This is a genomic window from Microbacterium sp. AB, assembly GCF_032878875.1.
In the GTDB taxonomy this organism is placed as follows: Bacteria; Actinomycetota; Actinomycetes; order Actinomycetales; family Microbacteriaceae; genus Microbacterium; species Microbacterium betulae.
This window is the reverse complement of sequence record NZ_CP118157.1, coordinates 2,122,199-2,136,227: the sequence shown is the minus strand read 5'-3', so window position 1 is coordinate 2,136,227 and position 14,029 is coordinate 2,122,199. Positions and strand designations below refer to the sequence as shown.

Genomic DNA, 14,029 nt, shown 5'->3' with positions numbered 1-14,029 from the left:
GCCCTACTGGGCAGCTTCGAACAGCGAGAGAACCTCGGTCTGCGGGTCGGTGAGGGTGAGCGTCACGACGGGCCGGCCGTGCTCGGCCAGCACGTTCGCGTCGCCGGCCGCCTGGGCCTCGATGAGCTGACCGAAGGTGAAGGGGCGTCCGGGGATCTCCAGGTCCACGGGCGTGCGCTCGGTGATCTGCAGGAAGACGCCGTGCGCGGGACCGCCCTTGTGGTACTGGCCTGTCGAGTGCAGGAACCGCGGCCCCCATCCGAACGTCGTCGGGCGACCCGAGTCGGCGGCGACCATCTCGCGGAGCCCGTCGAGCTGCGGCACCTGCAGCCGGTCGACGTACGCCTGGATCGACACGTAGCCGTCCTCCGGAACGCGCGCCCAGAGGGCGTCGAGGACTCCGGCGATCGTGCCGGACGCCGCGAGCGCGGGATCGGACACGCGGACCTCGACCCCGTCGAGGACGAACGCCGGGGCCGACGGCTCGGGGCGCTCGTCGAGCAGGCCGCGGGCCGCGGCCTTGGCCGACTCGACGTCGGGCTGATCGAACGGGTTGATGCCCAGCAGCCGGCCGGCCACGGCGACCGCGTACTCCCACACCACGAGCTGCGCGCCGAGCGTCCCGCTCACGAGCACCTCGCCGTCGCCGTGACGGGGAGGGTCGTCCACGTCCGCGACGAGGCGCACGAGCTGCAGATCGGCGGGAGCGCGTTCCGCCTCGGGGGACACGGGCAGGAGCACGACGGGGAGGATGCCCGTGCCGTCCTTGCCGGTGGACTCCGCGACGAGCTGCTCGATCCAGCCGGGCAGGCCCACGATGTGCGTGCCGTCGTCGACGAGGCCCAGCTTGTCCTTGCGGGGTGAGGTCGCCGCGATGGCCGCACCGAGGACGAGCGCGGGATTGGACGCCGAGTCGATGGCGACCTCGAGGAGGACGGCCTCCGCCTCGTCGAGCAGCTCGGCGATGTCCGCGCCGGCGAGTCCCGACGGCACGAGGCCGAAGGCGGTGAGCGCGGAATAGCGTCCCCCCACGCTCTCGTCGGCGCGGAAGACGCGGTATCCGGCGGCGCGAGCGGTCTCCTCGAGGGGCGAGCCGGGATCGGTGACCACGACGATGCGCTCGGCGGGGTCGATGCCGAGGTCGCGGAACGCCGCCTCGAAGGCACGACGCTGCGAGTCGGTCTCGATCGTCGAGCCGGACTTCGACGACACGACCAGGGCCGTGCGCTCGAGGCCGCCGTCGAGGGCCGCGAGCACCTCGCCGGGCGACGTGGAGTCGAGGATGGTCAGCTCGACTCCCGCGGTCCGGGCGATGACCTCGGGCGCGAGCGAGGAGCCGCCCATGCCCGCGAGCACGATGCGGTCCACCCCTCGTCCCGTGAGCTCTTCGCGCAGCGCGAGGATGTCGGGGACGAGGGGGCGCGAGATCGAGACCGCCTGCACCCATCCGAGCCGCTTCGCCGACTCCTCCTCCGCCGCCGGGCCCCAGAGCGTGGGGTCGGCGCCCGTGATGCCCGACGCGACGAGGTCCGCGACGAGACCGGGGACGGTCTCGTCGACGGCCGTCTTCGCCGCGCCGGACACGCGGATGGCGAATGTCACTGGGCGGACTCCAGGGCGGTCTGGACGGTCTCCTGCAGCTCGTGCCAGGACGCGACGAACTTCTCCACGCCCTCGTCCTCGAGCACCTGGGTGACGTCGGCGAAATCGACTCCGACGGCGGTCAGGGCGTCGAAGACGCCGTGCGCGTCGCCGTAGGCGCCGGTGACGGTGTCACCGGTGACGGCCCCGTGATCGAACGTCGCCTCGAGCGTCTTCTCGGGCATGGTGTTGACGGTGCCGGGGGCGACGAGCTCGGTGACGTACAGCGTGTCGGGGAGCGCCGGGTCCTTGACGCCCGTCGACGCCCACAGCGGGCGCTGCACGTGGGCGCCGGCGGCGACGAGCGCCTTCGCGCCCTCCTCGGCGAACTTCCGCTCGAACAGCTCGTAGGCCAGGCGCGCGTTGGCCACGCCCGCCCTCGCCGTGAGCGCGAGCGCCTCGTCGGTGCCGATCGCCTTCAGGCGCTTGTCGACCTCGGTGTCCACGCGCGACACGAAGAACGAGGCGACCGAGTGGATCCCCGCGAGGTCGTGCCCTGCGGCCTTCGCCTTCTCCAGGCCGGCGAGGTACGCGTCGATGACGTCGGCGTAGCGCTCGAGGCTGAAGATGAGCGTCACGTTGACGCTGATCCCGGCGCCGATCACCTCGGTGATGGCGGGCAGGCCCGCCTTCGTCGCGGGGATCTTGATGAGCGCGTTCGGGCGGTCCACGCGCGACCAGAGGTCCTTCGCCTGCGCGATCGTCGCCTCGGTGTCGTGCGCGAGGTCGGGGGAGACCTCGATCGACACCCGGCCGTCGACGCCGTCCGTCGCGTCGTACACGCCGCGGAAGACGTCGGCGGCGTCGCGCACGTCGTCGGTGGTGATCGCGAAGATCGCCTCGTCGACCGTGGCGCCCGCCTGCGCGAGCACGGCGACCTGCTCCGCGTACGACTCGCCGTTCGAGAGGGCGCCGGCGAAGATCGTGGGGTTCGTCGTGACGCCCACGACGTCGCGGTTCGCGATGAGGTCCTTCAGGTTGCCCGACGTGATGCGCGAGCGCGACAGGTCGTCGAGCCAGATGCTCACGCCCGCGGCGGACAGGGCAGAGGTGGGGGAGGTCATGCGTTCTCCTTGAGGGTCTCGCGCGCGGCCGCGACGACGGCTTCCGTCGTGATACCGAACTTCTCGAACAGGGTCTGGTAGTCCGCCGAGGCGCCGAAGTGCTCGATCGAGATCGACCGGCCCCTGTCGCCGACGATGCCGTGCCATGTGAGCGCGAGTCCGGCCTCGACCGAGACGCGCGCCGTGACGGCCGCGGGGAGCACGCTCTCGCGGTACTCCTCGCTCTGCTCCGCGAACCACTCGAGCGACGGAGCCGAGACGACCCGGGCGTTCACGCCCTCCTCGGCCAGCTTCTCGCGGGCCTCGACGGCCACCTGGACCTCGGAGCCCGTGGCGATGAGGATGATGTCCGGGGTGCCGCTCGGCGCCTCCGCGAGGACGTACGCGCCCTTCGCGGCGTTCGCGGCCGACGCGAGCACGTCGCCGGACGCCTCGCCGTCGCCGCGCTCGAACACCGGGATGTTCTGACGCGTGAGCGCGAGCCCGGCAGGGCCGCCCCGGCGCTTGAGGAGCTCCAGCCATGCGACGGCCGTCTCGTTCGCGTCGGCGGGACGCACGACGGTGAAGTTCGGGATGGCGCGCAGCGTCGCGAGCTGCTCGATCGGCTGGTGCGTCGGCCCGTCCTCGCCGAGCGCGACGGAGTCGTGCGTCCACACGAAGATCGACGGGATCTCCTGCAGCGCGGCGAGACGCAGCGAGGGGCGCTGGTAGTCGCTGAAGATGAGGAACGTGCCGGCGAACGCGCGCGTCGGCCCGTGCAACACGATGCCGTTGACGATCGCCGCCGCCGCGTGCTCGCGGATGCCGAAGTGCAGCACCCGACCGTAGGGATTGCCGGACCACTCGTCGGTCGACCACTGGGCGGGGATGAACGACGCCGCGTCCGTGATGGTCGTGAGGTTCGACTCGGCGAGGTCGGCCGATCCGCCCCACAGCTCGGGGAGCTTCGCGGCGAGGGCGTTGATGACCTGGCCCGAGGCGGCGCGGGTCGAGACCTCCTTGCCCGGCTCGAAGACGGGGAGGGCGTCGGCGATGCCCTCGGGCAGCTCGCCGGTCTGCAGCCGGTCCCACAGCGCCTTGCGCTCGGGGTTCGCCGCGGCCCACGCGTCGAACGACCTCTGCCACTCGGCATGCGCGGCGGCGGCGCGCTCCCCGAGGGCGCGGGTGTGCGCGATCACGTCGTCGGCGACGGCGAAGTGCTCCTCCGGGTCGAAGCCGAGGGCCTTCTTCGTGGCGGCGAGCTCGTCGCCGCCGAGCTTGGAGCCGTGGATCTTGCCCGTGTTCTGCTTGCCCGGCGCGGGGTAGCCGATGATCGTCCTGAGGACGATGAGCGAGGGCTTCGAGGTCTCCGCCTGCGCGGCCTCGATCGCGGCGAAGAGCTCCGCGACGTCCTCGACGTACTCGCCGGTCTTCTTCCAGTCGACGACCTGGACCTGCCATCCGTAGGCCTCGTAGCGCGCGGCGACGTCCTCGGTGAAGGCGACGTTCGTGTCGTCCTCGATCGAGATCTGGTTGGAGTCGTAGATCGCGATGAGGTTGCCGAGCTGCTGGTGGCCGGCGAGCGACCCCGCCTCGCTCGTGACGCCCTCCTGCAGGTCGCCGTCGCTGGCGATCACGTACACGAAGTGGTCGAAGGGGCTCTCTCCCGCAGGCGCCTCGGGGTCGAACAGACCGCGCTCGTAGCGGGCCGCGTAGGCGAATCCCACGGACGACGCCAGACCCTGACCGAGCGGGCCGGTCGTCATCTCCACGCCCTTCGTGTGACCGTACTCCGGGTGGCCGGGGGTGAGCGAGCCCCACGTGCGCAGCTTCTGGAGGTCGTCGAGCTCGAGCCCGAAGCCGCCCAGGTACAGCTGCACGTACTGCGTCAGCGACGAGTGGCCGGCGGAGAGGATGAACCGGTCGCGACCGGGCCACAGGGTGTCGGACGGATCGTGGCGCAGCACCCGCTGGTAGAGGAGGTAAGCCGCGGGCGCGAGGCTCATCGCGGTGCCCGGATGGCCGTTGCCGACCTTCTCCACGGCATCCGCGGCCAGCAGGCGGGCCGTGTCCACAGCGCGCCGATCGATCTCATCCCAACGCAGTTCCGACACGGGACCGCCTTTCGTGGTGGGGCTTGTGCGCCCGGCGATCTTCCGCGGCACCCGCGGTGGCGGGCGGGCGGGCGGTGCTCGGGAACGCGTATCGGAACCAGCATAGTCGCGTGGCCGGCGCACCGCTCCGGCGGGGGAGGCGCCGCGGCGGTGCGCGGCCGCGACGATCGATGTCCTAGAATCACAGATGTCCGTGCCAGCCGAGGGGAGACGTGCGCGCATGTCCACGACGATCGTCGAAGCCGATCGGACCGGCCGTCGGCGGCTCGGTCGGAAGATCAAGGCGTACGTCGCGCTGACCAAGCCCCGCGTCCTCGAGCTCCTGCTCGTGTCGACCGTGCCGGTCATGATCCTCGCCGCGAACGGCATTCCCGATCCGCTGCTCATCCTCGCGACGGTGATCGGGGGATCGCTCAGCGCCGGGTCCGCGGCGGCGTTCAACATGTACATCGACCGCGACATCGACGCCCACATGGCACGCACGGCGAAGCGGCCCATCGTGACCGGCGAGATCTCTCCGCGCAACGCGCTGATCTTCGCCTGGATGCTCGCGATCGTCTCGACGGCGTGGTTCCTCGTGACGACGAACCCGCTCACGGCGTTCCTGTCGGCGTTCGCCATCTTCTTCTACGTCGTCATCTACACGATCGTCCTGAAGCGCCGCACCGAGCAGAACATCGTGTGGGGGGGCATCGCCGGGTGCTTCCCCGTGCTCATCGGATGGGCCGCCGTGACGGACTCCCTCTCCTGGCCGGCCTTCATCCTCTTCGCCCTCGTCTTCCTGTGGACGCCGCCGCACTACTGGCCGCTGTCGATCAAGTACGCGGACGACTACGAGAACACCGACGTGCCGATGCTCGGCGCGACGCGCCCCGGCTCGCAAGTGGGCCTCCAGATCATCCTCTACGCGTGGGCGACCGTGGCCTGCTCCCTGCTGCTCATCCCCGTCGCGGGCATGGGCCTCGTCTACTCCGTCTCCGCCGTGGTGTTCGGGGGATGGTTCGTCTACGAGTCGCATCGTCTCTACAACAAGACGGTGCTCGAGCAGGGCGGCGACCGCAGCACGCGCCCGATGCGCGTCTTCCACGCGTCGATCACGTACCTCACGCTCGTCTTCCTCGCCGTCGCCGTCGACCCGCTCCTGCCGTTCTGAGCGGAGGAAGGGGTCGCGGGGGGCTAGCGTAGGCCTCGATGTCGAACTCCTCCGCACCGCAGCCCGCGACCAGGTCCATCCCGATCACCGATCGGCGCAAGTGGCAGGCCTTCTGGGTCTGCGTGAGCGTCTCGGGCCTCACGATCCTCGACATCACGAAGGTCAACGTCGCGCTGCCGTCGATCGAGGCGGCCTTCGGGGCGGGGTCGACGGAGCTCCAGCTCGTCGTCTCGGGATACATCCTGGCGTTCGGGCTCGTGCTCGTCCCGCTCGGGCGCCTGGGCGATCAGCGTTCGCGGCGCACCCTGCTCGTCATCGGCCTCGCGCTCTTCATCGTGGCGAGCGCGGCGTGCGCTCTCGCGGGGAACGTCTGGGTCCTCCTCGCCGGGCGTCTTCTCCAGGGCGTCGCGGCCGGCACGCTCATGCCGCAGGTGATGGGCACGATCCAGCAGCTGTTCCCCGGCGAGGAGCGCGGCAAGGCCTTCGGGCTGTTCGGCGCCATGATCGGGCTGTCGACCGCCTTCGGCCCGACCATCGGCGGGCTGCTCATCGCCGTCGGCGGCGAGACGGACGGATGGCGCTGGATCTTCTGGATGAACGTGCCGCTCTTCGCCGTCGCGATCGGCCTCGTGCTCTGGCTGCTGCCGGATCTGAGCCGTCCGACGGGTGAGCGCCTGTCTCTCGATCCGGTCGGGGTGCTGCTGTTCGCGGGCGCGATCGTCGGCCTCATGACGCCGTTCCTGTTCACGACGGGCTCCGCGGACGATCCGCCGGAACGGTGGTGGACGCTTCTGGCCTTCGTGCTCTTCGGCGCGGCGTTCGTCCTGTGGGAGCGACGCTATGAGCGCCGGGGAGCGGCCCCGCTCGTGACCCTCCGTCTCTTCCGCGTCCCGTCCTTCCGCAACGGCACGCTTCTCGTGGCGGCGTACTTCGCCGCCTTCCCCGCCCTCTTCCTGCTGACGACCCTCTTCCTGCAGACGGGGCTGGGCATCTCGGCATTGCACGCCGGGATGGTGTCGATCGGCTTCGCGCTCGCGAGCGCCGTGTCGTCGTGGTACGGCGGCCGGCTCGTGGGCCGGTTCGGGCGCCCCGTCGTGGTGCTCGGCCTGGTCCTCGTGCTCGTCACCGTGATCGCCCTCGCGGCGACCGCGGTCCTCGTGCCGGCGGAGGCCACGCCCTGGGCGATGGCGGGGGTCATGGTCGTCGGCGGGCTGGGCGGCGGGATGGTCATCTCGCCCAACCAGACGCTCACGCTCGCAGACGTCCCGCCGTCGCAGGGCGGCGTCGCGGGCGCGATCGGCCAGCTCGGCCAGCGCATCGGCACGGCGATCGGCACAGCCGTGGGACTGTCGTTGTTCTACGCCACGATCTTCCGCGAGGAGGGGGAGAAGCCGGCGCTCGAGGTCTATCACGACGCCTATGCGACGGGCCTGATCGCCGTCGCGCTCTTCGGCGCCGCCGCGCTCGCGCTCGCGCTCCTCGACCTCGGCGGCCGTCGTCGGGCTCCCCGCCGCGACGCGGCGAAAGCTGCGCGCACGCGGTGAACCGGGAGCGAGCGCCCCGAGGCGCCGCCCGGTCGACGAACGGCTGCCGGATCGCGTGCGATCCGGCAGCCGTTCGGCCTCTCATGCGCTCTCGCGAGCGCCGCGGTCAGCGGGACGCGGGCGGGGCCACGCGGGGCTCGGCCTCGGCGTCCTCGCGCTGCGGGACGCTCGCCGGCTCGGCCTCCACGACGGGCTCCGGCTCCGTCTCGACGACGGGGTCGGACGGATCGGCGTCCTCCTCGCCCTCCGCCTCCCAGTCGATCGTCTCGACGATCGCGGGGCGCACGGGAACGAGCGCCTTCGCCGCGGCGAGGGCGAGGGCGAGGAGGACGCCGACGGCTCCCGCGCCCACGAGGCCGGCGGCGAGCGTGATCCACGCCTGGCCGACGTACACCTCCACGCCCGTGGCGGTTCCGGCGAGCAGCATCTCCTCCATCGTCCCGATGCGCGGCACCGCGAGGGCGACGCCGCCCGCGAGCGTGAGCACGGACACGATGACGAGCGCCCAGTACGGGACGCTGCGGGTGAGACGGTTCTGGCTGGACATGTTCCTCCTCAGGCGCGCCGGATCTCGGCGCCCGTCCACCCTCGTCGGCCTCTCCCGGCGCAGGCGATGCGTCTGCTGTGCGTGGCCTGTGAACATGGCGCACCGCGCGCTAGGCTGACGACGTCTCCGACCGGAAGGATCCCCGTGTTCGCATACGATCCGTACGCCGAGCTCGCGACGCTGCGCGGCTTCGCACCGCTCACGCTGACGAGCGCCGACATCGCGGATGGACGTCCGCTGCCGCGCGCGCAGTGGGGAGCCGGCGGCGGCGGCTCCGACACCTCTCCGCAGCTGAGCTGGTCGGGCGTCCCGGACGACACGAGATCGTTCGCGGTGTCGTGCTTCGACCCGGACGCCCCCACGGCGTCGGGCTACTGGCACTGGGCCGTCCACGACATCCCCGTCGACGTGACGTCGCTCGCGGCGGGAGCGGCGGAGGCGGCTCCCGGAACCACCCTCCGGAACGACGCGGGCCTGCGCGGCTACGTCGGAGCGGCACCGCCTCCCGGCACGGGCGTGCACCGCTACTTCTTCGTCGTCGACGCGCTGGACGTGGATCACCTGGACATCGCGCCCGACGCGACGCCGGCCGTCCTCGGCTTCCAGCGGCACTTCCACGCGCTCGCTCGCGGCGTCCTCGTCGCCACGGCCACGAACGACTGACCACTCTCAGACGGCCGCTTCGGCCGCCGGCCGCTTCAGGTGGAGGACGACGGCGACGGCTGCCGCGACGAGCACCACCGCGAGCACCATGTGCACGTTCACCATCCAGATGTGCTCGACGTGCGTGCGCGCCTGCCAGATGCCGATGACGATCTGCACGGCCTCGACGAGCAGGAGCAGCAGCGCCCACATCCGGGTGCGGAGTCTCCAGCCGCCGATCACGAGGACGAGCGTGAGCGCGAACAGCGCGTAGGCGGGCCACGAGTGCAGGTGCTGCATGAGCTCGGGATCGAGGCCGTTGCGCGCGGCTCCGGAGTCGCCCGCGTGCGGGCCGGCTCCCGTCGTGAGGATCCCGGCCACCACCGTCACGAGCATGGCGAGGGTCATGAGGTGCGCCACGCCAGCGTACCATCCGGGCACGGCCCGCACCCGGGGCCCGGGCGTCGCGTAGACGCGGTACACGAGCGCCGCCGCGAGCCCGACGAGCGGGACCGAGGCCAGGTAGTGCAGCCCGACGACATAGGGGTTGAGGTGGGTGAGAACCGTGATCCCGCCGAGGACCGCCTGCACGGGCACGTACATCGCCACGGAGAAGGACAGCCAGAAGAGGTCGCGGCGCTCCCGGCGCATCCTGAGGACGGCGAGGAACATCAGGACGGCGACGGCGACGAGCACGAAGGTCAGCATCCGGTTGCCGAACTCGATGACGCCGTGGATGCCCATCTCGGGCACGGCGACGAAGGAGTCGTCCGTGCAGCGCGGCCAGGTGGGGCAGCCGAGCCCCGAGCCCGTGAGACGGACGAGACCTCCCGTCCCGACGATCCCGATCTGCACGGCGAGGCTGATCCAGGCCATGGCACGCACATAACCCGTGACGCGCACGGGAAGCCGGTCGTGGACGGGGCGCCAGGCGCGTCGGGCGAGCCTCCGCACCGAATCGAGGGGTCTCGGGGGAGCGGCGACGTCGGTATCGGCGGGCATGAAGGGGCGCCTCCTGCGGTTCGCCTGTACGTCCTGCGCAAACGGCGCCGGACGGGGCGGAACCTGTAGAATCGGGATGACTGAGGATGCGGGCGCACGCGCTCATCACATCCACTAACAGTGTAGGCGCGCGAATACGCGCCGGAAGCCGGGTCCCCACGACGGCAGCTCCGCTCCGAGCAGCCGGGGCGGACGACACCGCAGAGCGACCCCCGAGGAGAGTGTGAAGCGTCATGTCTGATGTGCTGATCGACCGCCCGGAACTCGAAGGGCTGGGGGTGTACGAGTTCGGATGGCACGACGCCGACGCCGCCGGCACGAGCGCGCGCCGCGGCCTCAACGAGGCCGTCGTCCGCGACATCTCGGCTCTCAAGGACGAGCCTGAATGGATGCTCAAGAACCGCCTCAAGGGCCTTCAGCTCTTCGGGCGGAAGCCGATGCCGACCTGGGGTGCGGATCTCAGCGACATCGACTTCGACAACATCAAGTACTTCGTCCGCTCGACGGAGAAGCAGGCGCAGACCTGGGAAGACCTCCCCGAGGACATCAAGAACACCTACGAGCGGCTCGGCATCCCCGAGGCCGAGCGGCAGCGTCTCGTGGCGGGCGTGGCCGCCCAGTACGAGTCGGAGGTGGTGTACCACCAGATCCGCGAGGACCTGGAGGCGCAGGGCGTCATCTTCATGGACACCGACACGGCGCTGCGCGAGCACCCGGAGTTCTTCGAGGAGTACTTCGGCACCGTGATCCCCGCGGGCGACAACAAGTTCGCGGCGCTCAACACCGCCGTGTGGTCGGGCGGGTCGTTCGTCTACGTGCCGAAGGGCGTGCACGTGGAGATCCCGCTGCAGGCCTACTTCCGCATCAACACCGAGAACATGGGGCAGTTCGAGCGCACCCTGATCATCGCGGACGAGGACTCGTACGTCCACTACATCGAGGGCTGCACGGCGCCGATCTACAAGAGCGACTCCCTGCACTCGGCGGTCGTCGAGATCATCGTCAAGAAGAACGCGCGCGTGCGCTACACGACGATCCAGAACTGGTCGAACAACGTCTACAACCTCGTCACCAAGCGCGCGATCGCGCACGAGGGGGCGACGATGGAGTGGATCGACGGCAACATCGGCTCCAAGGTGACGATGAAGTACCCGTCGATCTTCCTCATGGGAGAGCACGCCAAGGGCGAGACCCTCTCCGTCGCGTTCGCGGGCCCCGGCCAGCACCAGGACGCCGGCGCGAAGATGATCCACATGGCGCCGTACACGCAATCGTCGATCGTGTCGAAGTCGATCGCCCGCGGCGGCGGCCGTGCCGGCTACCGCGGCGAGGTCCGCGTGGACGCGAACGCGCACCACTCCGCCAACACGGTGCGTTGCGACGCGCTCCTCGTCGACACCATCTCGCGCAGCGACACGTACCCCGCGATCGACATCCGCGTCGACGACGTGCAGCTCGGCCACGAGGCGACCGTGTCGAAGGTCAGCGAGGAGCAGCTCTTCTACCTCATGAGCCGCGGCCTTCCGGAGGACGAGGCGATGGCCATGATCGTGCGCGGCTTCATCGAGCCGATCGCGCGGGAGCTGCCGATGGAGTACGCGCTCGAGCTCAACAAGCTCATCGAGATGGGCATGGAAGGATCGGTCGGCTAGATGACGACCTCGACGCAGGCGCCGGACGTCCCGGCGCGGGATTCGCACGCTCACGTCGACCCTGCCGCAGCGCTCCGCGACGGTGCGGTCGTCCCCGTGCAGACGCGGTCGGAGCGCCAGCGCTCCTACGAGCCCGGCGACTTCGGCGCGCCCACGGGCCGCGAGGTGAACTGGAAGCACACGCCCCTCGACCGCATCGCGCCGCTGTTCGCGGTCGCGGGGAGCGGCGACGGCGCGACGTACGCCTTCGCGTCGGGCGAGCGGTACGCCGCCGCGCCTCTGGTCGCCGGCACCGCCCCGCGCGGGGAGTTCTTCGAGCCCGAGGACCTTCCCGCGGCGGTGGCATGGCAGGGCTCCGCCGAGGCGCTCCACATCCGCGTGCCGCGCGGGGAGGAGGTGGCGGAGCCGATCGTGCTGACGATCGAGGGCCAGGGCCCCGACCGCCGTGCAGACGCCCACATCGTCGTCGAGGCGCTCGAACAGTCGAAGGCGACGGTCGTCCTGCGGCACACGGGCGCCGTCCAGTACGCCCAGAACGTCGAGATCCTCGTCCGCGACGGCGCGCACCTCACCGTCGTGACCGTTCAGCAGTGGGACGACACGGCCGTGCACGCCGCGGCGCACCAGGCACGCGTCGACCGGGACGCGACGCTCCGCCACGTCGTCGTGAGCTTCGGCGGCGGCGTCGTGCGCGTCAACCCGAACGTCGAGCTCTCGGGAGCTGGCGCCACCGGTGAGGTCTACGGCCTCGCGTTCGCCGACGACGGCCAGCACCTCGAGAGCCAGGTCTACCTCTTCCACAAGGGACCCGAGACGACCGGCGACGTCCTCTACAAGACCGCGCTGCAGGGCGTCACCGCACGGGCCGTGTGGGTCGGCGACGTGCTCATCGGCTCCGGCGCGACGGGCACCGACTCGTACGAGGCGAACCGCAACCTCGTCCTCACGAGCGGCGCACGCGCCGACTCGATCCCGAACCTCGAGATCCAGACGGGTGACATCAAGGGCGCCGGCCATGCGTCGGCGACGGGTCGTTTCGACGACGAGCAGCTCTTCTACCTCCAGGCGCGCGGCATCAGCGAGGCTCAGGCCCGCCGGCTCGTCGTCCTCGGCTTCCTCAACGAGATCGCGCAGAAGATCGACGTCCAGGAGCTGCAGGACGAGCTCGTCGCGGCGATCGAGGAGGAGCTCGCCGCCGGAGCCGCGGCATGACCGCCTCCCGCGTGTGCGCGCTGAGCGAGCTCGAGCAGGACGCCGCTCTGCGCGTCGTCGTGGACGGCGTGCCGATCGCGGTCGTCCGCGACGCGAACGACGAGGTGCACGCGATCGGCGACGTCTGCACGCACGGCGACATCTCGCTGTCGGAGGGCTTCGTGGAAGGCGACACCCTCGAGTGCTGGGCTCACGGCTCGGCCTTCTCGCTGCGCACCGGCGAGCCCCTCAACCTCCCCGCTTACGAGCCCGTCCCGGTATACGTCGTCGAGATCGACGGCGACGACGTGCTCATCGACCCGAATGTGAAGAAGGAAATCTGAAATGGCAGTCCTCGAGATCCGCGACCTCCATGTGAAGGTCGAGACCGATGAGGGTACGACGCCCATCCTCAACGGCGTCAACCTCACCGTTCGCACAGGCGAGACCCACGCCATCATGGGCCCGAACGGCTCGGGCAAGTCGACCCTCGCGTCGACCATCGCGGGCCACCCCAAGTACGACGTCACGAGCGGCACCATCACGCTCGACGGCGAGGACGTCCTCGCGATGTCTGTCGACGAGCGCGCCCGCGCCGGGCTCTTCCTCGCGATGCAGTACCCCGTCGAGATCCCCGGCGTGACGGTGACGAACTTCCTGCGCACGGCCAAGACCGCGATCGACGGCGAGGCCCCGGCCATCCGCACCTGGACCAAGGAGGTCAAGGCGGGGATGAAGAACCTGCGCATGGACGATCGGTTCGCCCAGCGCAATGTCAACGAGGGGTTCTCGGGCGGCGAGAAGAAGCGCCACGAGATCCTCCAGCTCGAGCTGCTCAAGCCGAAGCTCGCCATCCTCGACGAGACCGACTCGGGCCTCGACGTCGACGCGCTCAAGATCGTGTCGGAGGGCGTCAACCGGGCGAAGGAGAACACGGGCCTGGGCGTGCTGCTCATCACGCACTACACGCGCATCCTCCGCTACATCAGGCCCGACCACGTGCACGTCATGGTCAAGGGACAGATCGCGGAGGAGGGCGGCCCCGAGCTCGCCGAGCGCCTCGAGAACGAGGGCTACGACCGGTTCCTCGCCCCTGGCGACCCGATCGAGGCGTAGGCTCACGGCATGACCGCGACTCTCACCCCCGAGAAGTACGACGACGTCACCGAGGCGCTCAAAGACGTCATGGACCCCGAGCTCGGGGTCAACGTCGTCGATCTCGGCCTCATCTACGATCTCGCCTGGGACGACGAGAACGACGCGCTCGTCATCCACATGACGCTCACGAGCGCCGGCTGCCCGCTCACCGACGTGCTGGAGGAGCAGACCGCGCAGGCGCTCGACGGCGTCGTCGACCGCTTCCGGATCAACTGGGTGTGGATGCCGCCGTGGGGACCCGAGAGGATCACCGACGACGGGCGCGACATGATGCGCGCGCTCGGCTTCGCGATCTGACCGACCGGGACGGCCCGGGGCTCCGGCCCCGGGCCGTCTGTGTTT

At 70.6% G+C, this 14,029-nt stretch carries 13 protein-coding genes; 8 read left to right on the top strand and 5 right to left on the bottom strand.

Going from position 1 to position 14,029, the window contains the following annotated elements; genetic code table 11:
• Positions 1-3: 3 nt before the first annotated feature.
• Genes N8K70_RS10125 through tkt form a run of 3 tightly spaced genes read right to left on the bottom strand, consistent with a single transcriptional unit; the run spans position 4 to position 4,798 of the window.
• Positions 4-1,602, bottom strand: coding sequence for a glucose-6-phosphate isomerase (locus tag N8K70_RS10125; RefSeq protein WP_317138221.1), 1,599 nt, complete (start codon positions 1,600-1,602; stop codon positions 4-6).
• Positions 1,599-2,705, bottom strand: coding sequence for a transaldolase (tal, locus tag N8K70_RS10120; protein WP_317138220.1), 1,107 nt, complete (start codon positions 2,703-2,705; stop codon positions 1,599-1,601). Before tal ends, N8K70_RS10125 begins: the two co-directional genes overlap by 4 nt.
• Positions 2,702-4,798, bottom strand: coding sequence for a transketolase (tkt, locus tag N8K70_RS10115; protein WP_317138219.1), 2,097 nt, complete (start codon positions 4,796-4,798; stop codon positions 2,702-2,704). The genes tal and tkt overlap by 4 nt, the downstream gene beginning before the upstream one ends.
• A 220-nt stretch (positions 4,799-5,018) precedes the next feature.
• Here tkt and N8K70_RS10110 point away from each other — a divergent pair, with 220 nt between their 5' ends.
• Both N8K70_RS10110 and N8K70_RS10105 read left to right on the top strand, forming a co-directional pair.
• Positions 5,019-5,951 (top strand): heme o synthase, encoded by a 933-nt coding sequence (locus N8K70_RS10110; RefSeq protein WP_317138218.1) that lies wholly within the window; start codon positions 5,019-5,021, stop codon positions 5,949-5,951.
• 38 nt (positions 5,952-5,989) lie between these two features.
• Positions 5,990-7,495, top strand: coding sequence for an MFS transporter (locus tag N8K70_RS10105; protein ID WP_317138217.1), 1,506 nt, complete (start codon positions 5,990-5,992; stop codon positions 7,493-7,495).
• 106 nt (positions 7,496-7,601) lie between these two features.
• Here N8K70_RS10105 and N8K70_RS10100 read toward each other — a convergent pair whose 3' ends face one another.
• Positions 7,602-8,042 carry a hypothetical protein gene (locus N8K70_RS10100; protein WP_317138216.1) on the bottom strand — a complete coding sequence of 147 codons (441 nt, stop codon included), beginning with the start codon at positions 8,040-8,042 and terminating at the stop codon, positions 7,602-7,604.
• Between the two features lie 144 nt (positions 8,043-8,186).
• On the opposite strand from N8K70_RS10100, the gene N8K70_RS10095 reads away from it, so the two are divergent.
• Positions 8,187-8,705 carry a YbhB/YbcL family Raf kinase inhibitor-like protein gene (locus tag N8K70_RS10095; RefSeq protein WP_317138215.1) on the top strand — a complete coding sequence of 173 codons (519 nt, stop codon included), beginning with the start codon at positions 8,187-8,189 and terminating at the stop codon, positions 8,703-8,705.
• Positions 8,706-8,711: 6 nt separating this feature from the next.
• On the opposite strand, the gene N8K70_RS10090 is transcribed toward N8K70_RS10095, so the two are convergent.
• Positions 8,712-9,686, bottom strand: a complete 975-nt coding sequence (locus N8K70_RS10090; protein WP_394357777.1) for a COX15/CtaA family protein — start codon at positions 9,684-9,686, stop codon at positions 8,712-8,714.
• A 233-nt stretch (positions 9,687-9,919) separates the two neighbouring features.
• On the opposite strand from N8K70_RS10090, the gene sufB reads away from it, so the two are divergent.
• Genes sufB through N8K70_RS10065 form a run of 5 tightly spaced genes read left to right on the top strand, consistent with a single transcriptional unit; the run spans position 9,920 to position 13,984 of the window.
• Positions 9,920-11,338 carry a Fe-S cluster assembly protein SufB gene (gene sufB, locus N8K70_RS10085; RefSeq protein WP_317138214.1) on the top strand — a complete coding sequence of 473 codons (1,419 nt, stop codon included), beginning with the start codon at positions 9,920-9,922 and terminating at the stop codon, positions 11,336-11,338.
• A complete protein-coding gene (gene sufD, locus N8K70_RS10080) occupies positions 11,339-12,550 on the top strand; it encodes a Fe-S cluster assembly protein SufD (protein WP_317138213.1) in 1,212 nt (403 codons plus the stop codon).
• A complete protein-coding gene (locus tag N8K70_RS10075) occupies positions 12,547-12,873 on the top strand; it encodes a non-heme iron oxygenase ferredoxin subunit (protein ID WP_317138212.1) in 327 nt (108 codons plus the stop codon). Before sufD ends, N8K70_RS10075 begins: the two co-directional genes overlap by 4 nt.
• A gap of 1 nt (position 12,874) precedes the next feature.
• Positions 12,875-13,645, top strand: coding sequence for a Fe-S cluster assembly ATPase SufC (sufC, locus tag N8K70_RS10070; RefSeq protein ID WP_317138211.1), 771 nt, complete (start codon positions 12,875-12,877; stop codon positions 13,643-13,645).
• Positions 13,646-13,654: 9 nt separating this feature from the next.
• Complete coding sequence (locus tag N8K70_RS10065; RefSeq protein WP_317138210.1) at positions 13,655-13,984, top strand: metal-sulfur cluster assembly factor; 330 nt, start codon at positions 13,655-13,657, stop codon at positions 13,982-13,984.
• Positions 13,985-14,029 lie beyond the last annotated feature (45 nt).